Consider the following 21,834-nt stretch of genomic DNA (forward strand, 5'->3'; position numbering starts at 1 on the left):
CGATCGAGGTGATCGCCTTCACCACCGCACCGATCTCCTGCGACGACGTCCCCAGCTTCGTGATCGTGATCGTCGTCGCCTCCGCCTCCGCCACCGCCGTCGCCGCCACCCGCGCCGCCTCGTTCGCGTTCTGCGAGATCTCCCGGATCGAGGCACCCATCTGCTCAGCACCCGCCGCCACCGTCGCCACGTTCCGGCTGACCTCCTCCGCCGCCGAGGACACCACCCCGGACTGCGCGCTGGTCTCCTCCGCCGACGCCGAGATCTGCGCCGACGACGCCGACAACTCCTCCGACGACGCCGCCACCGCATCCGCCGACGCAGCCACCGCCGACAGCACCGACCGCAGGCTCTGCTGCGCATCGACCAACGAGCCGGCCATCCGGCCCAGCTCGTCGGCGTCGCGGGCCTCGGGGACGACCGTCAGGTTGCCGGTCGCCATCGCCGTCAGCGACGCCTGCACCGAGCGGACCGTGCCGGTCATGCGACGGACGACGACCACAGTGAGCGCGACGGCCACCAGGACGGAGAGCAGCGCGGTGGTCACCAGCGTGGTGATGGCGCTGCTGGCCTCGTCGGCGGCCCGGGCGTTCCGCGCCGCCGCCTGCTCGGACTGGGCGACGCCTTCGGCCTCCAGATCGTCGGCCATGATCTGCAGCAGCGGCTGGAGCTGCTCGGACTGCACCTGGGCGAAGCTCGGGAAGTCACCCCGGTCGGCAGCCGGGAACAGCTGCTTCTCCACCACGTCGAGGAACCCCGCCCGGGTGGCGACGAACTCGTCCATGGCCGCCGGCGCCACGATGTAGGGCTGGTAGTCGGAGAGGGCGGCATCGAGGTCGGCGTTCTTCTCGTCCATCTGCCCGACGAGCTCGGCCCGCCGCTCGGGGGTCGACACCGCGTACTCGAGCGTCCGCACCCGGTGCGCAGCGTTCGCCCGCTGCACTTCGGCCAGGGCGTTCAGCGGCAGCAGGTTCTCGTTGTAGATGGCCTCCTGGCCCGACCGCAGGTCGTCGATGCGGTTGATGGCCAGCAGGTTGGTGCCCAGGACCACCGCCGCCAGCAGGGCGACGAGAGTGCCGATCTTGACGCCGACCGGGCGATCGGTGAACCACCCGAATCGCCGGGAGGGAAGGGCTGAGGTGCTCATGCGAGGACTCCTGGGCTGCGGGCGGGCGGGGGCCGGCGGTGCTGGGGGTTGCGTGGGGAGGGGCGGGAGAGATCAGGTGCCGACGGCGCGGTTGACGTCCAGGGCCAGTAGCAGCTGGCCGTCGAGCTTGTAGGCGCCCCGGATCAGCTCCCGAGCGGAGCCGTCCAGAGTGTCCGGCGGGGCCTCGAAGTCGCGGACGTGGACGTCGACCACGTCGGCGATGCTGTCGACGAGCAGGCTGACCGCCTCCCCGTGCAGCCGGACGACGATCACGACGGCCTCGGTGCCCGCGGGGCGGGCCGGCCGGCCGAGCCGCTCGCGCAGCTCGATCGCGGTGACGACCTGGCCACGCAGGTTGATCAGGCCGGCCACCGCCGGGGGAGCCAGCGGCACCCGGGTGATGCTCTGGCTGCGCAGCACCTCCTGGACGTGCTCGACCTCCACGCCGTAGAGGGCGCCGTCCAGCCAGAACGTGGCCAGCTGGCTGGTGGCGGGCATGGCGTGGGCGGCGGGGTGGGACGAGAGTGCGGTGCTCATGTCAGACCTTCGAGAAGGGGGAGGGGGCGCCGTCGAAAGCGAAGGCGGGGGACAGGCCGGCCGGGGCCGTGCCGGCGCTGGGGGAATAGAACGCCGGGTCCGCGGCGAGGATGGCGGCCCGGACGTCGAGCAGCTCGGTCACCCGGTCGCCGATGACGGTGGAGCCCAGCAGGCCCAGGTCGTCGATGTCGCTGTGCACGTTCGCCTCGCCGTCGACGATGTCAAGGATCTCCTCCACGACGATCGCGACGCTGCGGCCGTGGTCGGCGTAGACGATGACCTCGAGCACCTCGCGCTCGCCCCCGCCGAAGGCGCCCAGGTGCCGGTCCAACCGGACGATCGGCAGGATCGCGCCGCGGTACTGCACCACCTCGCGGGAGCCCACCCGCTCGACGGTCTCGCTGCGCACCTGCTCCAGCCGGGTGACGGTGTCCAGCGGGATGGCGACCCGCCGGCCGCCGCCGATGGCGGCGAGCAGCATCCGCTGGCGCTCGGTCGATGCTGCGGCGGCGGTGACGTTCTTCCGGCTCTCCTGGCGCTCGGCGGTCTCCGGCCGCAGCGCCCGGCGGGCCAGCGCCTGGACGTCGAGGATCAGCGCGACGGCGCCGTCCCCGAGCACGGTGGCGCCGGAGTACAGGCCGATGGCCTTCATCTGACCACCGACGGCCTTGACCACGATCTCCTCGGTGTTGATCACCCGGTCGACGACCAGGCCGAAGCGCCGTCCCTCGGAGCGCAGGACGGCGATGACCACGTGGCCGTCGTGCCGGTCCGAGGGCAGGCCCAGCACGTCGGCCAGGCGGACCAGCGGCAGCAGCTCGCCGCGCAGGCGGTACACAGACGCGCCGCCGACCTCCTCGACCGCGGCCGCGGCCTTCTCGGCGTCCAGCGCCACCAGCTCCTGCAGGCTGATCTGCGGAATGGCGTACCGGTCGCCGGCGCACTCGATGGTCAGGGCGGGGACGATCGCCAGGGTCAGCGGGATGCGCAGCCGGGTGCAGGTGCCCCGGCCGGGGACCGACTCGACCTCGATGGTGCCGCCGATGGACTCGATGTTGGTCTTGACCACGTCCATGCCGACACCGCGGCCGGAGACGTTGGTGACCGCGGCGGCGGTCGAGAAGCCGGGCAGGAAGATCAGCTGCAGGATGTCGGTCGGGCTCATCCGGGACAGCGCGTCGGCGGTGAGCAGCCCACGCTCCACGGCCTTGGCACCGACCTTGGCCGGGTCGATCCCGGCACCGTCGTCGGCGACCTCGACCACGACCTGGCCGCTCTCGTGGCGGGCCCGCAGGGTCAGCACGCCCTCCGCGGGCTTGCCGGCCGCGACGCGCGCCGGCGAGGCCTCGACCCCGTGGTCGACGGAGTTGCGGACCAGGTGGGTCAACGGGTCCTTGACCGCCTCGAGCAGGGTCTTGTCCAGCTCGGTCTCGCGGCCCTCCATCTCCAGGCGCACGTTCTTGCCGCACTGCAGGCCCAGGTCGCGGACGACACGGGGCAGCTTGGACCAGATGTGGTCGATGGGCTGCATGCGCGTCTTCATGACGCCCTCCTGCAGCTCGCTGGCGATCAGGTTGAGCCGCTGGGAGGCGCGGACCAGGTCCTGGTCGGTCTGCCGGCCCACGTACTGCACGATCTGGTTGCGGGTGAGGACCAGCTCCCCGACCAGCAGCATCAGGGCGTCGAGCAGGTTGACGTCCACGCGGATCGTGCTGTCGGCGACGGCCCGGCGGCCGGGCTGCTGACCCTTGCCCTCGGCATCCACCTCGGGCAGGGCCGGCTCGGCCGCGGGGGCGGCGGGCGTCTCCATCGGGACCTCCCCGGGGACCTCCACGGGGACCTCCGCCGGCGCCGCGGCGGCCGGCAGCGCGACGGCGGGCACGTCGAGGACCGGTGCGGGCAGCACCGGCAGCTCGGCGACCAGTGCGTCGGCGGTGGGCAGGAAGGTGGTGCGGGCCGCCGCCGGCTCCGGGGTCACCGGGGCGGGAACGTCCTCCAGCGCGGCGCTGAGGACGGCGACGGCCGGGGCCACGTCGACCCCTCCCTCGCCGCCGTTCGCCTCGATCGAGGCGAGCAGGGCGCGGACGCAGTCGACCATTTCCAGCAGGGCGGACGTGCGGTGCGGGGTGAGCTCGAGGGCGCCGTCCCGGAGCCGCGACAGCATGTTCTCCCCGACGTGGGCGACCTCCTCCAGCCGGTTGAAGGCGAGGAAGCCGCTGGTGCCCTTGATCGTGTGGATCGTCCGGAAGATGCTCGAGAGCCGGTCCCGCGACCGCGGGTCCTGCTCCAGGGCCACCAGGTCCTGGTCCAGTTGGTCGAGGTTCTCGTGACTCTCCACGAGGAACTCCTCGACGATGTCGTCCAGACCTTCCACGCCTGCCTCTTCCCCTTGGTACACCGGCGGGCCTGCCCCGCTCAGCGATGGGTTCTTCGGCACGACTCCTCACACCTTGAGGTGAGTTTCCCGCCTCGGACGCATTTCTCCGAATCGCCGGGGAGTGCATGGTGACCGCCATTCTGCGGCCATTCATGCACTTATCGACAATTGCGCGCGGTCACCGTCCGTGCAGGTGGGAGGGGCGTGACACCCATGTGACCGCAGGGATCGGCGGAAGAGCGCGCCGGGATGACCGCCCGTCCGCGCGCCGCGGCCGGCCGGTGTGGGCGCCGAGGAAGGAATGGCCTGTGGGAGGGGTGTGGTGCGAGTGGTGACGGTGCGAACGGGCCCGGACGTCAGCCGGTGAGGGCGCCGGCCAGCCGTTCCAGGACCCCACGCACGTCGGACAGGTCACCGACCCGGTGCCGGGCCGTGGTGTCCCCGGCGCCGACCTTGATGGTGACCGCCGGCGCCGGCAGCGCCCGGAAGACGTCCTCGTCGGTGACGTCGTCCCCGAGGTAGAGCACGCCCGCCGCCCCGAGGGACTGGGCCAGCCGGACGACGGCCGAGCCCTTGTCGGCGTCGGTCACCGCGAGCTCGAGCACCGCCTTGCCGGGCTTGGCGGTGAGGGCTGCGTCCGCGCCCGGGCCGGCGGCCACGTCGGCCAGCAACCGGGCGGCGGCGTCCGGGTCGGGCACCGTGCGCACGTGCACGGCCACGCTGGCCGGCTTGACCTCCAGTCGGGCCCCGTGAACGGCGCCGACCAGCGGCGCCAGCGCGGCGGCCAGTGCGTCGCGGCGGGCGGCGAGCTCCCCGGCGATCGGGCCGTCGAACTCCGCCCCGTGGCTGCCCACCCAGCGGAACGGCCCGATCAGGCCGCTCGTCGTCCGCAGGTCTTCGACGCCGCGACCGCTGACCAGCGCGACCGTGATGCCGTCCACCGCGGCCAGTCGGGTCAGCAGATCCCCGATGCCGGGTTCGAGCACGGCGGCCGCCGGGTCATCGCGCAGCCGGGCCAGCACCCCGTCGTAGTCGCTGGCCAGCAGCAGCGGGCGGCGGGGGAGCAGCCCGTCGAGCGCCGCGGCGAGCTCCGGGGTCATGCCTGCGCCTTGAGCGAGTCGAAGAACGAGTTCGCCCAGTGGTCCAGGTCGTGCCGGAAGAGGTGGCGGCGCATGGCGCGCATCCGCTTGGCCGCCTCGGCCGGCTCGATCCGCAGCGCGCGGACCAGTTGGGCCTTCACCCCGGAGATGTCGTGCGGGTTGACCAGGAACGCCTGCTTGAGCTCGGCCGCCGCGCCGGCGAACTCGCTGAGCACCAGCGCCCCGGCCAGGTCGCCACGGGCGGCGACGTACTCCTTGGCCACCAGGTTCATGCCGTCGCGGTAGGGGGTGACGAGCATGACGTCGGCCGCCCGGTAGAGGGCTGCCAGCTCCTCGCGGGGCATGGACTGGTTGAAATACTGGACGGCGTTGCCCGAGATCGAGCCGTACACGCCGTTGATGTGGCCGACCTGCTGCTCGATGGTCTCGCGCATGGTCACGTAGTGCTCGACCCGCTCGCGGCTCGGCGTGGCCACCTGGACCAGGACCGTGGCCGGGGCCTCGAGAACGCCTTCCTCCAGCAGCTCCTCGAACGCCTCGAGCCGGACGCCGATGCCCTTGGTGTAGTCCAGCCGGTCCACGCCGAGCACGATCTTCTCCGGCTGACCGAGCTCCTCGCGGATCTCCGCGGCCCGGGCGAGCACCTCCGGGGAGGCGGCGAGCTGGTCGAAGGCTGCGACGTCGATCGAGATGGGGAAGGCCTTGGCGGTGACTGTCCGACCGTCGTAGCTGACCGTGTTGCCCAAGGTCCGCAGGTCGTGCAGCCGCCGGGCCAGGGCCACGAAATTCGACGCGGCGCTGGGCTGCTGGAAGCCGATGAGGTCCGCACCCAGCAGGCCCTCCACGATCGCTCCGCGCCACGGCAGCTGGGTGAACAGCTCGTAGGGCGGGAAGGGGATGTGCAGGAAGAACCCGATGGTGAGGTCGGGTCGGCGCTGCCGGAGCATCGCCGGCACCAGCTGCAACTGGTAGTCGTGCACCCACACGATGGCACCCTCGGCGGCCACCTCGGCGGCGCGCTCGGCGAAGCGCTTGTTGACCTGGACGTAGGCGTCCCACCACTGCCGCTGGTACTCCGGCTTCTCGACGACGTCGTGGTAGAGCGGCCACAGCGAGGCGTTGGAGAACCCCTCGTAGTACCGGTCCACCTCCTGCTCGCTCAGCGGCACCGGGACCAGGGACATCCCGCCGGACTCGAAGGGCTCCGGCGCGGCCCCGGCCGACCCGGACCAGCCCACCCAGGCGCCGCCGCGACCGGCCACGAAGGGCTCCAGCGCGGTGACCAGCCCGCCGGGGCTGCGCTGCCAGCGGGTCGTGCCGTCGGGGTCGGTGACCTGGTCGACGGGCAGCCGGTTGGCGACCACGACCACCGGGCTGTCGGCGCTGGGCCGCGGATCGCTCGATTCGTCAGTCATACCGGCCCTGACCCTACTGAGCGAGCAGGTAGCCCGCTGCCGCAGCGCCCAGCCCGAGCAGCAGCGTCGCGACGAGGTAGCCGACGGCGCGGAGCACCGCCCGGGCCTCCACCAACCGGACGACGTCGTACCCGAACGTGGAGAAGGTGGTGAGGGCGCCGCAGAAGCCGGTGCCCACCAGCGCGACGACGGCGGGGGAGAGCCCGCGGAGCCCGAGCACCACGCCGAGGACCGCGCTGCCGACCACGTTGACCGCCAGCGTGCCCAGCACGCTGCCAGGGCCACGACGGGCGACGGCGATCCGGTCGGCCAGCAGCCGCAGCGGTGCACCGGCAAGTGCGCCGAGGGCCACCAGCAGAGGGGTCACGAGCGGCCCTCCCCGGCGGTCAGGTCGGCCTGGACCGGCTCCGGGGCCCGGACGACCGCCCGGGTCGTCATCAGCCCGGTGGCGACGGCGACCACCCCGCCGATGACCGAGGCCACCACGTAGCCCGCCGCCGTCCCCCACGCGCCGGCCTCTGCCAGTTGCACGACGTCGACGGCGAAGGTGGAGTAGGTCGTCCAACCGCCGAGCAGCCCGGTGGCCAGGAACGGGCGCAGCCAGGGGTGCGCGGGGAAACGGGCCAGCAGGACGGCGAGCAGGACGCCAATGAGCAGGCAGCCGGTGATGTTGACCACCAGCGTGGCAGCCGGCCAGGCGCCGGGGGAGTGCGGCAGCGCCCGGCCAACGGCCCAGCGGGCCAGTGCGCCGAGCGCCCCGCCGACCGCGGCGGCGAGGTAGCCGATCACATCGGGCAGCATGCCATCGACGGGGCCGCGCCGACGTGGTCCCACGTCGGAGGAGGTCGGATGGTCGCTGGGACGGGTCCGTTGCGCGGGGTGCGGGTGCTGGAGTTCGCCGGGTTGGGGCCGGGCCCCTTCTGCGGCATGCTGCTGGCCGACCTGGGCGCCGACGTGGTGCGCATCGACCGGCGGGGGAACCGCGGCGGCCTGATCGGCGCGCTCGGCGGCACCTCGCTGCTGGACCGCGGCAAGCGCTCGATCGCCCTGGACCTGAAGGACGCCGCGGACCTGACCGTCGTCCGGGCGCTGGCGGCCCGCTCCGACGTGTTGCTGGAGGGGTTCCGTCCCGGCGTGATGGAACGGCTGGGCCTGGGGCCGCAGGAGCTGATGGCCGACTCCCCGGCCCTGGTCTACGGGCGGATGACCGGCTGGGGGCAGACCGGCCCGCTGGCCGCCTCCGCCGGGCACGACATCGGCTACATCGCGCTGACCGGCGCGCTGGGGGCCACCGGCCGGCCCGACGAGCGGCCGGCGCCGCCGGCCAACCTGCTCGGCGACTTCGGCGGGGGAGGGGTGTTCCTGGCCCTGGGTGCCGTCGCGGCGCTGCTGCACGCCCGGACGACGGGGGAGGGGCAGATCGTCGACGCCGCCATCGTCGACGGCACCGCGGTGCTCACGACGATGCTGCACGGGCTGCTGTCGGGCGGGGCGTGGACCGACCGGCGCGGGGCGAACCTACTGGACACCGGGGCGCCGTTCTACGACGTGTACCGCTGCGCCGACGGAACCTTCCTGGCCGTGGGGGCGCTGGAGGAGCAGTTCTACGCGGCGCTGCTCACCGGCCTGGGGCTGGCCGACGACCCCACGCTCCCCGACCGCGCCGACCCGGCGGGGTGGCCGGCCCTGCGGGCCCGGTTCACCGAGGCCTTCGCCGCCCGTACCCGGGCCGAGTGGTGGGCGGTCTTCGCCGGCACCGACGCATGCGTGGCGCCGGTCTGGTCGCTCACCGAGGCCGCCGACGACGGGCACAACCGGGCGCGGGAGGTCTTCACCGAGGTGGACGGCGTCGTCCAGCCTGCCGTGGCGCCCCGGTTCTCGCGCACGCCCGGCACGGTGGGCACGGTGCCGCGGATCGGCGAGCACGACGCGGAGATCCGCGCCGAGCTCGGCCGGTGAGGGCCGGGCCTGGTCGTCAGCGGGCGGTGAGGGCGACCAGCGCCTTGTCCGCGTGGGCGGTGAACCGGAACCCGCTGCGGAACACCTCGCGCACCACGCCGTCCGCGCCGATCACCACGGTGTGCCGCTTGACGGGCGCGGCGCGCAGATTGCGGGCGACCCCGTAGGCGGCGCAGACGGCGCCGTTCACATCGGCCAGCAATGGGTAGCCTAACCCGTTGCTGTGGGCGAACTTCTTCTGCTCGGGCACCGTGTTGCGGCTGATGCCGACCCGCTGGGCACCGGCGGCGGCGAACTGGCCGTCCAGGTCGCGCACGCTGCACATCTCCGCCGTGCACCCGCTGCTGCTGGCCTCCGGGTAGAAGAACAGCACCACGGGGCCCGCCCCCAGCAGCGTGGAGAGCCGGCGGGGGACACCGTCGTGGTCCGGGAGCTCGAACTCGGGGGCGATCTCTCCGCGCTTCATGCCCACGGTTCGGCGCCAACCCCGGGTGCGGTTCACGTTCCACGTGGAACGCCCGGATCCCGGCGCCGCCGACCGGTTGCGCGCTGCACATCAGGGGCAGGAGGAGGCCATGCAGACACGCACGCTCCGCGACCTGACTGTCCCCGCCCAGGGCCTGGGGTGCATGGGGATGAGCGAGTTCTACGGCACCGGCGACCAGACCGAGGCCGAGCACACCATCCACCGGGCGCTCGACCTGGGCGTCACCTTCCTGGACACCGCCGACATGTACGGCCCCTTCACCAACGAGCGCCTGGTCGGCCAGGCGATCGCCGGCCGCCGCGACGAGGTGACGCTGGCGACCAAGTTCGGCAACGAGCGCGGCGAGGACGGGTCCTTCTTACGGATCAACGGCACGCCCGACTACGTCCGGCGCGCCTGCGACGCCTCGCTGCAGCGACTCGGCGTCGACGTCATCGACCTCTACTACCAGCACCGGGTGGACACCACGGTCCCGATCGAGGACACCTGGGGTGCGCTCAAAGAGCTCGTCGAGGCCGGGAAGATCCGGCACGCCGGGATCTCCGAGGCCGCTCCGGACACCATCCGCCGGGCGAACGCCGTCCAGCCGGTGACTGCGCTGCAGACGGAGTACTCGCTGTGGAGCCGCGACCCCGAGGACGACGGCGTGCTCGCCGTCTGCGCAGAGCTGGCCATCGGCTTCGTCGCCTACTCACCGATCGGCCGGGGTTTCCTGTCCGGGCAGATCCGCAGCGTCGACGACCTGGCCCCCGATGACTTCCGCCGGCACAACCCGCGCTTCCAGGGCGAGGCGTTCGCCCAGAACCTGGAGTTGGTGGACCGGGTGCGCCAGCTCGCCGAGGCCAGGGGCGTGACCGCCACCCAGCTGGCGCTGGCCTGGGTGATGGCGCAGTCGGGCCGGGCCGGCAACCCCACCGTGGTGCCGATCCCGGGCACCAAGCGGGTCAGCTACCTCGAGGAGAACGCCGCCGCGGCCGACGTCGAGCTGACCGACGAGGACCTCCGCGCACTGGACGAGGCCGCACCGCGGGGCGCGACGGCCGGCGACCGCCACCCGGACATGTCCTCGGTCCACCGCTGACCGCCCCGCGGTTCCGGGCTTGCAAGGATGGGCGCGTGCCCCCCTCCCTGCCCGGACCGCGCCGGTGACCACACCGCTGGTCCTCGTCGCGACCGTGCTGGCCGTCGCGGTCGCGCTGCTGGGTGCGCTGTCGACCCTGCTGCGCCGCCGGATCGGGCAGGCGCATCTGGTCGGTGCGGCCGCCCTGGAGCTGGTGCTCGTCGTCCAGGCCGTGGTCGCGGGGGTCGCGCTGGCCGGCGGCCACCGTCCGGTGGAGACGACGACCTTCCTGGCCTACCTGGGCACCGTCGTCCTGCTCCCGGTGGGCGGGGTGCTGTGGGCCCGGTCGGAGCCGACCCGCTGGGCCGGCACGGTGCTCGGCGTGGCCGCGGTCGCCGTCGCGGTGATGCTCTGGCGGCTGCTGCAGCTGTGGCAGGTCACCCGTGGCTGACCCGGACGCCGGCGCCCGGCCGGCCGACGACCGCGCCCTCGGCCGGCCCGCCGTCGAGTCCAGCAGCACGGACGGCGGCACTGCGCGCGGGCCGGGCCGGGTGCTGGTCGCGATCTATGGCGTGTTCGCGGTGGCCGCCGGTGCCCGCGCCGCCGTCCAGCTGGCCCTGCAGTTCGACGAGGCGCCGCTGGCGTACCTGCTGTCGGCGCTGGCCGCGGTCGTTTACCTGGTCGCCACCGTCGGGCTGGCCTGCGGCGGCCGCGGCGGCCGGCGCACCGCCACCGTGGCCTGCGCGGTCGAGCTGGTGGGGGTCCTGACGGTCGGCACGCTCTCACTGGCCGACCCGGCCGCCTTCCCGGACTCCACGGTCTGGTCGGGGTACGGCTCGGGCTACGGGTTCATCCCGCTGGTGCTGCCGGTGCTCGGCCTGCTCTGGCTGCGCCACCAGGCGGACGTCGCCGCGGAGGTCGCCGCCGAGCAGGCCGGGACGGCTCAGAAGTCGCCGCCACCACCAGAGTCGCCGCCGCCGAAGTCGCCGCCGTCGGCCGAGTAGTCGCCGCCGCCGTCCCCCTGGTCGTTCTCGGCGCCGTCCTGATAGCCGTCGGCGTAGGCCTCCTCGTCGCCGCCACCGAACAGCCCACCGTCGCCGAGGCCGGTGTCGAACAGCGCGTCGGCCACCGCGGAGCCGACGACGACGCCGGCGACCGTGCCGAGCAGGCTGCCGCCGATCATGCTGCCCATCCCCATGCCGCCCATCCCCATGCCCATGCCGGGCCCGCGGCCGTAGCCGTAGCCGCCCCCGCCGAAGGCACGTTCCAAGGTGCCGGGCTGCCGGACCTCGGCCCGGGTAGCCGCCCGGGCCAGTGACCGCGCGTCGTCACCCCGCGGGCGCTCGCCGCCCGGCACGGCGGCGAGCTGCTCGAGCACCTGCCGGCGCTGGTCGGGCGTGAGCTTGCCGAACGCCTCCTCGTGCGCGGCCTCCACCTGGTCCGGCGGGGCGGTGCGGAGCAGGTAGCGGTACCGCTCCAGCGCCTGCTCGTCGGCGGAGCGGGGGGCGGACCGTCCCGGCTGCCCGTCGGCGTAGGACCCGGCGTAGCCGGGCTCGTCGTACTGCTGCTGGTAGGGGCCCGCGTCGTACCCGCCGCCCTGCGGGCCGTAGGCGGAGGGTCGGCGCGATCGGCCGAGCAGCCGGTCCAGGAGTCCCATGACACGTCCTTCCTCAATCGGGTCCCGGCATCCCTACCCCGTAGGCCTCCTCGCCATCCCGGAGTCCACCAGGAAGCAAGGCACAGGCGGCGCTGCCCGCCGTGCTCTCCGACGTCCCGGTCGCCGTGCTCGTCATCGATCAGCTGGCCGGCAACGTCGGGCTCCCCATGCCGGTCGACTCCTGGGGCGCCGCGGTCGGTCTCACCGGCTGACGGGACGGTCGCCGTCGCGGTGGGCGACGTGGTCGGTCACGACCTGGCCGCGGCCGCCGCGATGGGCCACCTCCGCGGGCTGCTGCGCGCCTGCATGTGGAACGCCGCCGAACCCGACCCGGGCGCGGTGCTCGGCCGGCTCGACCGGCTGGTGCAGGGGCTCGCGGTCGCCCAGATGGCGACCATCGTCTACGTCCGGGCAGTGCGTCCAGCCGCCTCCGGTCGGCCACCGATGCTGCTGCGACCCCGACGGCTCGGTTCGGCAGCTGGACGGCGTCACCGGTCTGCTGGTCGGCGTGGACGCCACGCACCACCGCGACTCGGTCGTGGAGGACGTCGGCCGGCACGACGCTGATCGCCTACACCGACGGGCTGATCGAGCACCCGGGGCTGGACCCGGACCAGCGCATCACGGCGCTGGCCGACCCTCTGCGGGCCGCCCCGGTTGGCGCCGACCCCGCGGACCTGTGCCGGTACGCCGTCGGCCCGACGCCCGACCGCCGGGACGACGTCGCGGTCATCGCCGTCCGCTTCGACTGAACACGCCTACCGCTGCAGGCCGTACCCGCCGCGGTGGAACACCAGCGGGCTGCGGCCGGCGTCCGCGCCCAGGTCCAGCACCCGGGCGACGACAATCGTGTGGTCGCCGCCGTCGTACTCGGCCCACAACTCGCTGTCGATCCAGGCCACGACGTCCTCGATCACCGGAGAGCCGTGCGGGCTGGGTGCCCAGCTGACGCCGACGTACTTGTCGGTGCCGGACCGGGCGAAGGCCTGCGACAGGCCGCGCTGCTCGTCGGCCAGCACGTTGACGCAGAACCGGCCGGCTGTTCGCAGCCGCGGCCAGGTGGTGGAGGTGCGCGCCGGGGCGAACGCGACCAGCGGCGGGTCGAGGGACAGCGAGCTGAACGACTGGCAGGTGAAGCCGAGCGGCCCGTCCGGTCCTATCGCGGTCACCACCGTGACCCCGGAGGCGAAGTGCCCGAGCACGTCGCGCATCATCTGCGGGTCGACCACTGGGGGCGGAACGTCGGCCGCGTCTGCCGTCATCCGGCCGTCCCGGCACGGCCCACGGGCGCGACGGCGCCGCTCGGCGCGTTCCGCCCACCGGCCCGGACCAACGAGCTGGGCAGCGGATGGCCGACCGCTTTTCCGGTGACCGCGGCGGCGGCGAGGACAGCGTCCAGGTCGATGCCGGTGGCCACCCCGGCGTCGGTGAGCCAGTAGACGAGCTCCTCGGTGGCGATGTTGCCGCTGGCGCCGGGGGCGAACGGGCACCCACCCAGCCCGCCGACGGAGGCGTCCAGCTGGGTCACCCCCGCCTGCACGGCGACCAGCGCGTTGGCCTGGCCGGTGCCCCGGGTGTCGTGGAAGTGCACGCCCGGCGGCGTGCCGGGGCAGGCGCGGCGGACGGCGTCGAGCAGCTGGACGACGCGCAGCGGAGTGGTCGTGCCGATGGTGTCGCCCAGGCAGAGCGCATCGGCGCCGGCGGTCACCGCGGCGCGGGCGACGTCCACGGTGCGGACGACCGGCGTCCGGCCGTCGAAAGGGCAGTCCCAGGCGGTGGCGATGATGACCTCGAGCGAGCCGCCCGCGCCGTGGGCGAGCCCGGCGATCTCGCCGACGGCGGCCACCGCGGCGGCGGTGGGCCGGCCGGCGTTGGCCTGGCTGTGCGAGTCCGACGCGGAGACGACGTACTCCAGGTCGGCGATCCCGGCGTCCACGGCCCGGACCGCGCCGCGGGAGTTGGCGACCAGGGCGGAGAAGTGCACGCCGTCGAACTGGTGCAGCTCCGCGGCGAGCCGGTCGGCGTCCGCGAGGGCCGGTACGGCCTTCGGTGAGACGAAGGAGGTGACCTCGATCCGCCGGACGCCGGTGGCCACCAGGGCCTCGAGCATGGCGAGTTTGTCGACCAGCGGGATCGGGTCCTCCAGTTGCAGGCCGTCGCGCATGCCGACCTCGCGGACGTCGACGGCCGTGGGCAGTACCAGATCGAACTCGTTCACGGGGATCTCCTCGTCGTCCCCTGCATGATGCCCCTCACGAGAGGAAGTCGCGGACGGCGGCCAGCCACTCCGTGGGGGAGTCGACGTGCGCCATGTGCCCGGCCTCCTCCAGCACCACGGCCCGGGCGCCGGGCAGCAGCGCCGCAGCCTGCCCGGCCAGCGCGGCCGGGAACACCATGTCCTGCCGGCCGTGCAGCAGCAGGACGGGCAGTCCGGTGGCCGCCAGCTGCGCGACCGGGTCGGGGAGCCGGGGCGAGGGCAGCTTTCCGGCCCGCCACGGACCCAGCCACTCGGCGGAGAACCGGACGGCGGCCAGCCGGTCCAGGTAACCGGGCAGGGCGGCGGCCCGCCACACGTTCGCCGGTGCACCGGCGGACGCCGCGGCCCGGGCGAACGCGGGTCCGGACAGGGTCGGGTCGGCCCACACCGCCGCCTCGGAGGCCCGGAGCCGCCACGGCCAGCCGCTGGGCGACCAGCCCGCCCCAGGAGAAGCCGAGCACGTCGACCGGGCCCGGGCCGAGGTTGTCGACCAGCGCCCGCAGGTCGGCGACCACGGCGTCCGGGGTGTAGGCGTCGACACCGAGGCCGCTGCTGGAGCGGCCGCAGCCGCGCACGTCGGGGATGACCACTCGGTGCTGCCCGGCCAGCTGGGACAGCGGGTCGCGCAGGTAGCTGCCGTCCCAGTCAGGGCCGCCGTGCACGACGAGCAGCGTCCGGTCGGCCGGGCCGCCAGTGCGGGCGGTGAACAGCTGCACGCCCGGCGCGACCACGACGAGCTCCTCGGGGAACGGTTCCACGTGGAACGCGTTCACCGGGGCCAGCGGGCGAGCACGTCGCCCAGCGCGGCCGTCGCCGCATGCAGCTCGGCGACCTCCACGTACTCGTCGACCGCGTGCATGACCGCCGGCGTGCCGGGTCCCCACACCACGATCGGGGCATCGCCCACCACCGGCCGCAGCACCGAGGCGTCGGTGAAGTAGGTGGCCGGCTCGGCACGGACGCCGGCGGGCAGCGTGGCGACCCAGGGGTCGCCGGCCGGGGTCTGCACCGCCGGCAGGTCGACCAGCACCTCCACCTCGGCGACCTCGGGCTGCGCGCGCCACCAGTCCAGCAGCGCCGTCCCGTCGCCGACCGTGCGCTGGTCGACGACGACCTCCGCCCGGTCGGGGACGACGTTGGGCACCGTGCCCCCGGCGATCAGGCCCGGGTTCCAGGTCTCCCCGCCCAGGAACGGGTCGGAGCCCAGCGGCAGCCCGGCGCCGGCCCGGCCGAGCACCGACACGAGCCCCAGGACGGCGTTGCGTCCCCGCTCGGGCGTGCTCCCGTGCGCGGCCACCCCGTGCGCCCGCACCGCCAGCCAGAGCGCGCCGCGGTGCCCGAGCATCACCTCGTTCCCGGTCGCCTCCGGGACGACGACCGCGCCGACGGTCAGCCCGGCCACCGCCGCGGCGGCTGCGGCGGCGCCCTTGGAGCCGATCTCCTCGTCGCTGGTCAGCAGCAGCGCCACCGGGATCTGCGGATCGGCGGCGACGAGCGCGGCCGCCGCGGCGACCAGCCCGGCCTTCATGTCCGATCCACCCCGCCCCCACACCCTCCCCGCCTCCAGATCGGCCCCGAACGGGTCGCGCTGCCATCGGCCCGGCTCGGTGGCCGGCACGGTGTCGACGTGGCAGACCAGCAGCAGGCGCGGCCGGGCCGGGTCGCTGGGCGTGGTCAGCAGGGTCCACGGCTGGACCGGGTCGTCACCGTCGGTGCGCTGCAGGTGCGGTGCGGCCGCGGTGAGCACCTCGGTGAACACGCCCATGACGTCGCGCTGCGGGCGCGGGTCACCGGAGACGGTGGGCCGACGGACGAGTTCCCGGACCAGGTCGACCGGGTCGACGGTGGCGTTCATGGGCCGATCATGCACGCGCACGCCTGCCGTCGGACCCCCGAAATCGTCAGACCCCTCCGCTAGCTTCGGGGCATGGAGATGGCGGGCGGGTGGGGTCTGGCGTTGAGCATCGGCCCGCTCGTTCCCGACGTCGTGCCGCCGGGGGTGGCGCGGCGTACGCGGCTGACGGAGTTGCTGCGGCCGGATCGGTTCGACGACGTCCGGTGCGCATCCGAGCTCGCGGTGCTCGGACATGCGAGCCCAGCAGGACGCCTACGAGCTGGCGGTGGTGAAGCGCCTGGCCGACCTGCGGCCGGACCTGTGGGACCTGACGGCGGACGACCCGGGCGCAAGAGCGGAGGGGTGGGTGCCGGCGCGGACGATCGCCGGGGTCACGGAGTTCTTCGCCGACGAGCTGGCTCTGGTCCTGAGCTGCACGCGGACCCGCGCGCACAACCTCGCCGAGTGTGCGTTGGTGCTCACCGAACAGCTCCCGACCACGTGGGAGGCGCTGGCCGACGGGCGGATCGACCTGCGCCGGGCAGCTGCGTTGGCGAAGGCGCTGGGGTGGCAGACCAACGTGGACGCCGACGTCCTCGCGGCGGTGGAGCGGGAAGCGCTGGCCTGGGCTGTCGCGGGTGAGACCCCGTGCAAGCTCCAGGACCGGACCGCCGACAGGCCCAGAAGCTCTCCGACGTGAGCATCCGCTGCAAGCGGGACGGGATGGCCGAACTCGTCATCGACCTGCCGGGCCCGGTGGCGGCGGCCTGCCGGGATGCCAGCGACGCCTACGCCCGGATGTGGAAGGCGGACGGCGACGAACGCCCCATCGGGCAACTGCGGGCCCTGGTGGCCGCGGACCTGATGCTCCGCCCCTGGGACACCAGCCGGGTACCCGTGACCGCGCACCTGACGGTGCTCGCGTCCCTGCCCTCGCTCGTCGATGTGCGGGCAGCGGATGGGCCGACCGGCCCATCCGCTCGATCCGGTGGAACCGATAGGCCCGGGGTGCCCGGTGAGCCCGTCGAGCAGTGCGGGACCGTCGACGGGCAGCCCATCACTGCCGCGCACCTGCGTGAGCTGCTCACCGAGCTGGACGCCTTGTGCCCGGGCGGGCTGCAGCCGCCGATCGACGGCAGCCTCGACATCGCCCTGGTCGATCAGGCCACCGGGCAGCTCCGCGCCACCGTCACCCGGCCCCAGCTGGAGCGCCTGGTCCGACGGGGCTGCCCGGACCACCCCGCTCGAGCTGACGGTGCGCCACCGGCACGGGCCTGTACCTGCCCGGTGGTCGACCGGCCGCCGAAGGTCGACCGCTACGGACCCACTCCCCAGCAACGCCGGTGGGTGAAGGCCCGCGACCGCGGCTGCCGCCACCCGGGCTGCCGCAGACCCGCGGCGCGGGCCGACCTCGATCACGTCGTACCGCACGCCGATGGCGGGGACACCGACTGCGCCAACCTCTGCTGTCTCTGCCGGCGCCACCACCGGATCAAGACCTTCGCCCCCGGTGTCACCCGGGTCGGGTCGGGTCGGGGACGCCGATCCCGTTCACGCCGGCCTCATGCCCCGTACTGGCAGGCGGGGCACAACCCGGCGTCGTCCGGGACCTGCTCGGCGCCGACCACCCGCACCCACTCCCCGCACAGCGCCTGCACCGGAGCGGACGACTCCTGGGCGGTGCGGCCGGCCGCACCCGCCACCGCGTGCAGCGGGCCTTTCCCGGGTGGGGTCGGGGCGGCGTCCTCGTCTGCGGCGACGTCCCGGCGCACCTGGAACCCCACGACGTTCGGCATGCCCTCAGCCTGCCCGACGGCACTGGCTCGCGCCCCGCCGGATCATCCCAGCGCGCGGCCCACGGCGATGGCGCGGGTGTCCGGCGCGGCCACCCGGGCGGCGTCGGCCTCCTGGTCACCGGCCGCCTCCTGCGAGGCCCGCTCGGCCTGCACCCGGGCGGTGTAGCTGGCCACCTCGTTGGCGATCCGCTCCGCGTCCCAGCCCAGCACCCCGGCGACCGCGCGCGCCACCGGCTCGGCGGACTCGACCCCGCGGTGCGGGGTCTCGATGGAGATCCGGGTGCGCCGGGCGAGCAGGTCGTCCAGGTGCAGGGCGCCCTCGTGCGCGGCCCCCCACACCATCTCGACCATCAGGTACTCCTCCGCCCCGGGCACCGGCTCCAGCAGGCTCGGGTCGTCGGCGGCCGTCGCCAGCACGTCGGGGGTCAGCGACCCGAACCGGTTGAGCAGGTGCTCGGCCCGGAAGCGGGCAATGCCCCAGCGCTCGGCGAGGGTGTCCAGCTGGTTGATCATCGCGGCGTAGCCCTCGGCGCCCACCAGCGGCACGTTCTCCGTCACACTCGGCGGCACCCGGCGGGTCACGTCCTCGGCGACGGCGTCGACCGCGTCGGCGGCCATCGGCCGGTACGTCGTGTACTTGCCGCCGGCCACGGCGATCACCCCGGGCATCGGGCGGGCCACGGCGTGCTCGCGGGAGAGCTGGCTGGTCGACTCGCTCTCCCCGGACAGCAGCGGCCGCAGCCCGGCGTAGACGCCGGTGATGTCGTCGTGGGTCAGCGGGACGGCGAGCACCTCGTTGACGTGCTCGAGGATGTAGTCGATGTCGGCCCGGCTGGCCGCCGGGTGGGCCTTGTCCAGCGACCAGTCGGTGTCCGTCGTCCCGACGATCCAGTGGCTGCCCCACGGGATGACGAACAGCACCGACTTCTCGGTCTTCAGGATCAGCCCGGTCTCGCCGTTGATCCGGTCCCGGGGGACGACGATGTGCACGCCCTTGCTGGCCCGGACGTGGAAGCGTCCCCGGCCGCCGACCAGGGTCTGCAGGTCGTCGGTCCACACCCCGGTGGCGTTGACCACCACCTCGCTGCGGACGTCGACCTCCCGGCCGGTCTCCACGTCACGCACCCGCGCCCCGACCACCCGGCCGCCGGCATGGGTGAACGCGACGACCTCGGCCGAGTTGAGCACCGTGGCGCCGTAGTGGGCCGCGGTCCGGGCCACGGTGAGGGTGTGCCGGGCGTCGTCGGCCTGCGCGTCGTAGTAGCGCACCGCGCCGACCAGCGCGTCCGGCCTGAGCGCGGGGAACATCCGGCGGGCGCCGGTGCGGGTCAGGTGCTTCTGCCCGGGCATCGGGTTCGACAGCGCACCGACCCGCGCCAGGCCGTCGTACAGCGCCAGCCCGGCGGTGACGTAGGGCCGCTCCCAGATGCGGTGGGTGAGCGGGTAGAGGAACGGAACCGGCTTGACCAGGTGCGGGGCGATCCGGTTCACCGACAGGTCACGCTCGTGCAGCGCCTCGCGCACCAGCCCGAAGTCGAACTGCTCCAGGTAGCGCAGGCCGCCGTGGAACAGCTTGGAGGAGCGGGACGACGTGCCGCTGGCGAAGTCGCGGGCCTCGACCAGCGCCGTCCGCAGGCCACGGGTCGCGGCGTCCAGCGCGACCCCCGCGCCGGTGACGCCCCCGCCGACCACCAGCACCTCGAACTCGCCCTCGGCGAGCTCGGCCCAGGCGCGGGCGCGCTGGTCCGGGCCGAGCGGGGGGACTGCGGTCATCAGGACTCCTCGGTGTGCGGCTGCCGGGCGCACGACCGGTCCGGTCACGCTGACCCACAGGACTCGGCACCCACGGTAGGACCGCCCCGACCAGCGCGTCGACGGGCGCTGTCCTACATGGTCGTACGCCCCGCGATGGCCTAGCGTCGTGCGCCGTGCCCGGCACCGTGCAGTCCATCGAGCGGGCGGCGGCGATCCTGCAGGTCGTGGCCGCGTCGCACGGGACGCTGGGCGTCACCGACATCGCCGAGGCCGTGGGTCTGGCCAAGACGACGACGCACAGTTTGCTGCGCACCCTGCTGCTCGTGGGCTTCGTCGACCAGGACCGGGCCACCGGCCACTACGCGCTGGGCACCGGCCTGTTGCGGCTGGGCAGCAGCCACCTCGACGTCAACGAGCTGCGCGCCCGCTCGTCGAACTGGGCCGACGCGCTGGCCTCCCGCAGCGGGCAGTCCGTGCGGCTGGCCACCCTGGTGGGCGGCCAGGCCGTCGTCGTCCACCACGTGTTCCGGCCCGACGACTCCGCACAGGTGCTGGACCTGGGCACCGCGCTGCCCGCGCACTCCGCGCTGGGCATGGTCCTGCAGGCATTCGCCGTGCAGCGGCCGGCGGCGGCTCCGCGGCCGCCCGATGGGTGGCGGGAGGAGCTGGCCGCGGTCCGCTCCCGCGGGTGGGCCGCCGAGCGCGGTGAGCACGCGGCCGGGGAGGGCGGCCTGGCCGCGCCGGTGCGGGGGGCCACCGGTCTGGTGGTTGGTGCGCTGGGCGTCAGCGGGCCGGTGACCGCCGTCTTCGACGGCCGCCGCCAGCCGCGCAGCTCGCTGGTCGCGATGGTGACCGACGCCGCCTCGGCGGTCTCCCGCGAGCTCGGCCACGGCGGCTGAGTTCCGGTGACCGAGCGCTACGTGCTGGCCGTCGACCAGGGGACGACGTCCACCCGCTCGCTGGTCTTCGACCGCGCCGGGCGGATGGTCGCGGTGCGCCAGCGCGAGCACCGCCAGCACTTCCCCCGGCCCGGCTGGGTGGAGCACGACCCGATGGAGATCTGGGCCAACACCCAACGCACCGCGGCGCAGGTGCTCGGCGACATCCCCGACGCCGGCGACGTGGTGGCCCTGGGCATCGCCAACCAGCGGGAGACCACCGTCGTCTGGGACCGGCGAACCGGCCGTCCGGTCACCCGCGCCCTCGTCTGGCAGGACACCCGCACCGCTGACCTGGTCACCGAGCTGTGCGCCCGCCCCGACGCCGGTCTGGTGGCCGAGCGCTGCGGGATGGCGATCGCGGGCTACTTCTCCGGTCCGCGGCTGCGCTGGATCCTCGACGCCGTTCCGCACGCCCGGGAGCGGGCCGACCGCGGGGAGCTGCTGTTCGGCACGATGGAGACCTGGCTGATCTGGAACCTCACCGGCGGCCCGAACGGCGGCGTCCATGTCACCGACGTCACCAACGCCAGCCGCACGCTGCTGATGGACGTGCGGACCTGCCGCTGGGACCCCGACCTCCTCGCCTTCTTCGGCATCCCGGCCGCGATGCTGCCCGAGATCCGACCCTCGGTCGGCAGCCTCGGCGTGGCGACGGCGCTGTCGCCGGCGCTGCCGATCGCCGCGGCGCTCGGCGACCAGCAGGCGGCGCTGTTCGGCCAGGTGTGCTTCGCCCCCGGCGAGGCCAAGTGCACCTACGGCACCGGCAGCTTCCTGTTGCAGAACACCGGCACCGAGCTGGTCCGCACCCGGTCGGGGTCGATCAGCACCGTCGCCTACCAGCTGGCCGGGGAGCCGGTGCACTACGCGCTGGAGGGGTCGGTCGCGGTCACCGGAGCGCTGGTGCAGTGGCTGCGCGACGGCCTGGGCCTCATCGGGTCCGCCGCGGAGGTGGAGACGCTGGCCCGGACGGTCACCGACAACGGCGGCTGCTTCGTCGTCCCGGCGTTCTCCGGGCTGCTGGCCCCGCACTGGCGGGGCGAGGCGCGCGGCCTGATCGCCGGGCTGACCTCCTACGTCACCAAGGGCCACCTCGCCCGGGCCGCGCTGGAGGCGACCGGCTGGCAGACCCGCGACGTCGTCGGGGCGATGGCGGCCGACTCCGGGCTGGCGCTGACCACGCTGCGGGTCGACGGCGGGATGACCACGAACAACCTGCTCATGCAGTTCGTGGCCGACGTGCTGGACACCCCGGTGGTGCGCCCGATGGTCGGGGAGACCGTGTCGCTCGGGGCCGCCTACGCCGCCGGGCTGGCGGTGGGCATCTGGTCCGACGTCGAGGCGCTGCGCCGCAACTGGCACCGATCGGCACTGTGGACCCCTGATCCCGGCCGGGCGCGCGAGTGCACGGCGGAGTACCCGAGGTGGGAGCGGGCGGTGCAGCTGAGCGTCGCGTGGGGAGCGCCCTGAGCCCGGCGGCAGCCACTCGTCCGACCATGTCGCACGGAGGCGGTT

At 74.3% G+C, this 21,834-nt stretch carries 24 protein-coding genes and 1 pseudogene; 9 read left to right on the plus strand and 16 right to left on the minus strand.

The features are described from left to right. From BLW04_RS16065 to crcB, 7 genes are all read right to left on the minus strand, one after another. The coding region (locus tag BLW04_RS16065) for an MCP four helix bundle domain-containing protein (RefSeq protein ID WP_091543394.1) at positions 1–1,147 on the minus strand (1,147 nt) is incomplete at its 3' end. 72 nt (positions 1,148–1,219) lie between these two features. Further along, positions 1,220–1,684: a chemotaxis protein CheW gene (locus BLW04_RS16070; protein ID WP_217631080.1), complete on the minus strand. Its 465-nt coding sequence runs from the start codon at positions 1,682–1,684 to the stop codon at positions 1,220–1,222. A gap of 1 nt (position 1,685) precedes the next feature. Further along, positions 1,686–4,058 (minus strand): chemotaxis protein CheA, encoded by a 2,373-nt coding sequence (locus BLW04_RS16075; RefSeq protein WP_091543307.1) that lies wholly within the window; start codon positions 4,056–4,058, stop codon positions 1,686–1,688. Between the two features lie 359 nt (positions 4,059–4,417). Next, a complete protein-coding gene (otsB, locus tag BLW04_RS16080) occupies positions 4,418–5,161 on the minus strand; it encodes a trehalose-phosphatase (protein ID WP_091543310.1) in 744 nt (247 codons plus the stop codon). After that, positions 5,158–6,576, minus strand: coding sequence for an alpha,alpha-trehalose-phosphate synthase (UDP-forming) (locus tag BLW04_RS16085; RefSeq protein WP_091543313.1), 1,419 nt, complete (start codon positions 6,574–6,576; stop codon positions 5,158–5,160). The genes otsB and BLW04_RS16085 overlap by 4 nt, the downstream gene beginning before the upstream one ends. A gap of 13 nt (positions 6,577–6,589) precedes the next feature. Continuing rightward, positions 6,590–6,943: a fluoride efflux transporter FluC gene (locus BLW04_RS16090; protein ID WP_091543315.1), complete on the minus strand. Its 354-nt coding sequence runs from the start codon at positions 6,941–6,943 to the stop codon at positions 6,590–6,592. Next, positions 6,940–7,377: a fluoride efflux transporter CrcB gene (crcB, locus tag BLW04_RS16095; RefSeq protein WP_254781665.1), complete on the minus strand. Its 438-nt coding sequence runs from the start codon at positions 7,375–7,377 to the stop codon at positions 6,940–6,942. The genes BLW04_RS16090 and crcB overlap by 4 nt, the downstream gene beginning before the upstream one ends. 48 nt (positions 7,378–7,425) lie before the next feature. Between crcB and BLW04_RS16100 the strand changes: the two genes are divergently transcribed. Beyond that, a complete protein-coding gene (locus tag BLW04_RS16100; RefSeq protein ID WP_175484088.1) occupies positions 7,426–8,535 on the plus strand; it encodes a CaiB/BaiF CoA transferase family protein in 1,110 nt (369 codons plus the stop codon). Positions 8,536–8,551: 16 nt separating this feature from the next. Here BLW04_RS16100 and BLW04_RS16105 read toward each other — a convergent pair whose 3' ends face one another. Next, positions 8,552–9,037, minus strand: coding sequence for a peroxiredoxin (locus tag BLW04_RS16105; RefSeq protein ID WP_254781667.1), 486 nt, complete (start codon positions 9,035–9,037; stop codon positions 8,552–8,554). A gap of 73 nt (positions 9,038–9,110) precedes the next feature. Between BLW04_RS16105 and BLW04_RS16110 the strand changes: the two genes are divergently transcribed. The 3 genes from BLW04_RS16110 (at position 9,111) to BLW04_RS16120 (ending at position 11,086) form a co-directional block, all read left to right on the plus strand. Next, positions 9,111–10,103: an aldo/keto reductase gene (locus BLW04_RS16110; RefSeq protein WP_091543317.1), complete on the plus strand. Its 993-nt coding sequence runs from the start codon at positions 9,111–9,113 to the stop codon at positions 10,101–10,103. 64 nt (positions 10,104–10,167) lie between these two features. Then, positions 10,168–10,533: a hypothetical protein gene (locus tag BLW04_RS16115; RefSeq protein WP_091543319.1), complete on the plus strand. Its 366-nt coding sequence runs from the start codon at positions 10,168–10,170 to the stop codon at positions 10,531–10,533. After that, positions 10,526–11,086 (plus strand): hypothetical protein, encoded by a 561-nt coding sequence (locus BLW04_RS16120; RefSeq protein WP_254781669.1) that lies wholly within the window; start codon positions 10,526–10,528, stop codon positions 11,084–11,086. The genes BLW04_RS16115 and BLW04_RS16120 overlap by 8 nt, the downstream gene beginning before the upstream one ends. On the opposite strand, the gene BLW04_RS16125 is transcribed toward BLW04_RS16120, so the two are convergent. Continuing rightward, positions 11,026–11,739: a hypothetical protein gene (locus BLW04_RS16125; RefSeq protein ID WP_091543322.1), complete on the minus strand. Its 714-nt coding sequence runs from the start codon at positions 11,737–11,739 to the stop codon at positions 11,026–11,028. The two genes, BLW04_RS16120 and BLW04_RS16125, sit on opposite strands and share 61 nt — an antisense overlap. A gap of 240 nt (positions 11,740–11,979) precedes the next feature. On the opposite strand from BLW04_RS16125, the gene BLW04_RS28565 reads away from it, so the two are divergent. Continuing rightward, positions 11,980–12,306, plus strand: a complete 327-nt coding sequence (locus tag BLW04_RS28565; RefSeq protein ID WP_254781671.1) for a SpoIIE family protein phosphatase — start codon at positions 11,980–11,982, stop codon at positions 12,304–12,306. A gap of 20 nt (positions 12,307–12,326) precedes the next feature. After that, complete coding sequence (locus tag BLW04_RS28570) at positions 12,327–12,491, plus strand: hypothetical protein (protein WP_371327795.1); 165 nt, start codon at positions 12,327–12,329, stop codon at positions 12,489–12,491. A 6-nt stretch (positions 12,492–12,497) separates the two neighbouring features. Here the strand turns inward: BLW04_RS28570 and BLW04_RS16135 are convergent, their stop codons facing one another. From BLW04_RS16135 to BLW04_RS16150, 5 genes and pseudogenes are all read right to left on the minus strand, one after another. Next, entirely contained in the window at positions 12,498–13,001 is a 504-nt protein-coding gene (locus BLW04_RS16135) for a flavin reductase family protein (RefSeq protein WP_217631081.1), read from the minus strand. Next, complete coding sequence (locus BLW04_RS16140; protein ID WP_091543325.1) at positions 12,998–13,957, minus strand: hydroxymethylglutaryl-CoA lyase; 960 nt, start codon at positions 13,955–13,957, stop codon at positions 12,998–13,000. The genes BLW04_RS16135 and BLW04_RS16140 overlap by 4 nt, the downstream gene beginning before the upstream one ends. 34 nt (positions 13,958–13,991) lie before the next feature. Next, positions 13,992–14,312: an alpha/beta fold hydrolase gene (locus BLW04_RS28575; RefSeq protein ID WP_371327796.1), complete on the minus strand. Its 321-nt coding sequence runs from the start codon at positions 14,310–14,312 to the stop codon at positions 13,992–13,994. Then, a pseudogene (locus BLW04_RS29695) lies at positions 14,239–14,880 on the minus strand (alpha/beta fold hydrolase); the annotation flags it as partial. The pseudogene BLW04_RS29695 and the gene BLW04_RS28575, both read right to left, overlap by 74 nt. Next, positions 14,766–15,851 (minus strand): M20 family metallopeptidase, encoded by a 1,086-nt coding sequence (locus BLW04_RS16150; protein ID WP_091543328.1) that lies wholly within the window; start codon positions 15,849–15,851, stop codon positions 14,766–14,768. The pseudogene BLW04_RS29695 and the gene BLW04_RS16150, both read right to left, overlap by 115 nt. Positions 15,852–16,083: 232 nt before the next feature. Between BLW04_RS16150 and BLW04_RS16155 the strand changes: the two genes are divergently transcribed. Next, on the plus strand, positions 16,084–16,530 hold the full coding sequence (locus BLW04_RS16155; protein WP_091543331.1) for a DUF222 domain-containing protein: 447 nt from the start codon (positions 16,084–16,086) through the stop codon (positions 16,528–16,530). Between the two features lie 862 nt (positions 16,531–17,392). On the opposite strand, the gene BLW04_RS25995 is transcribed toward BLW04_RS16155, so the two are convergent. Next, a complete protein-coding gene (locus BLW04_RS25995) occupies positions 17,393–17,626 on the minus strand; it encodes a hypothetical protein (RefSeq protein WP_139306866.1) in 234 nt (77 codons plus the stop codon). A gap of 42 nt (positions 17,627–17,668) precedes the next feature. Next, positions 17,669–19,399 carry a glycerol-3-phosphate dehydrogenase/oxidase gene (locus BLW04_RS16160; protein WP_091543333.1) on the minus strand — a complete coding sequence of 577 codons (1,731 nt, stop codon included), beginning with the start codon at positions 19,397–19,399 and terminating at the stop codon, positions 17,669–17,671. 155 nt (positions 19,400–19,554) lie between these two features. Between BLW04_RS16160 and BLW04_RS16165 the strand changes: the two genes are divergently transcribed. Both BLW04_RS16165 and glpK read left to right on the plus strand, forming a co-directional pair. Beyond that, on the plus strand, positions 19,555–20,280 hold the full coding sequence (locus BLW04_RS16165; RefSeq protein WP_091543336.1) for an IclR family transcriptional regulator: 726 nt from the start codon (positions 19,555–19,557) through the stop codon (positions 20,278–20,280). A 6-nt stretch (positions 20,281–20,286) separates the two neighbouring features. Further along, complete coding sequence (glpK, locus tag BLW04_RS16170; RefSeq protein ID WP_091543338.1) at positions 20,287–21,789, plus strand: glycerol kinase GlpK; 1,503 nt, start codon at positions 20,287–20,289, stop codon at positions 21,787–21,789. The last annotated feature ends 45 nt before the right edge of the window (positions 21,790–21,834 follow it).

The organism is Modestobacter sp. DSM 44400 (assembly GCF_900107175.1).
GTDB lineage: Bacteria > Actinomycetota > Actinomycetes > Mycobacteriales > Geodermatophilaceae > Modestobacter.

What these genes read in the sequence shown, in the direction of transcription:
- BLW04_RS25995 (WP_139306866.1), bottom strand. Translation starts at nt 17,626, where the DNA reads ATGCCGAACGTCGTGGGGTTCCAGGTGCGCCGGGACGTCGCCGCAGAC.
- BLW04_RS16125 (WP_091543322.1), bottom strand. Translation starts at nt 11,739, where the DNA reads ATGGGACTCCTGGACCGGCTGCTCGGCCGATCGCGCCGACCCTCCGCC.
- BLW04_RS16100 (WP_175484088.1), top strand. Translation starts at nt 7,426, where the DNA reads ATGGTCGCTGGGACGGGTCCGTTGCGCGGGGTGCGGGTGCTGGAGTTC.
- BLW04_RS16155 (WP_091543331.1), top strand. Translation starts at nt 16,084, where the DNA reads ATGCGAGCCCAGCAGGACGCCTACGAGCTGGCGGTGGTGAAGCGCCTG.
- BLW04_RS16085 (WP_091543313.1), bottom strand. Translation starts at nt 6,576, where the DNA reads ATGACTGACGAATCGAGCGATCCGCGGCCCAGCGCCGACAGCCCGGTG.
- BLW04_RS16135 (WP_217631081.1), bottom strand. Translation starts at nt 13,001, where the DNA reads ATGACGGCAGACGCGGCCGACGTTCCGCCCCCAGTGGTCGACCCGCAG.
- BLW04_RS16070 (WP_217631080.1), bottom strand. Translation starts at nt 1,684, where the DNA reads ATGAGCACCGCACTCTCGTCCCACCCCGCCGCCCACGCCATGCCCGCC.
- otsB (WP_091543310.1), bottom strand. Translation starts at nt 5,161, where the DNA reads ATGACCCCGGAGCTCGCCGCGGCGCTCGACGGGCTGCTCCCCCGCCGC.
- crcB (WP_254781665.1), bottom strand. Translation starts at nt 7,377, where the DNA reads ATGCTGCCCGATGTGATCGGCTACCTCGCCGCCGCGGTCGGCGGGGCG.
- BLW04_RS16150 (WP_091543328.1), bottom strand. Translation starts at nt 15,851, where the DNA reads ATGAACGCCACCGTCGACCCGGTCGACCTGGTCCGGGAACTCGTCCGT.
- BLW04_RS16160 (WP_091543333.1), bottom strand. Translation starts at nt 19,399, where the DNA reads ATGACCGCAGTCCCCCCGCTCGGCCCGGACCAGCGCGCCCGCGCCTGG.
- BLW04_RS16110 (WP_091543317.1), top strand. Translation starts at nt 9,111, where the DNA reads ATGCAGACACGCACGCTCCGCGACCTGACTGTCCCCGCCCAGGGCCTG.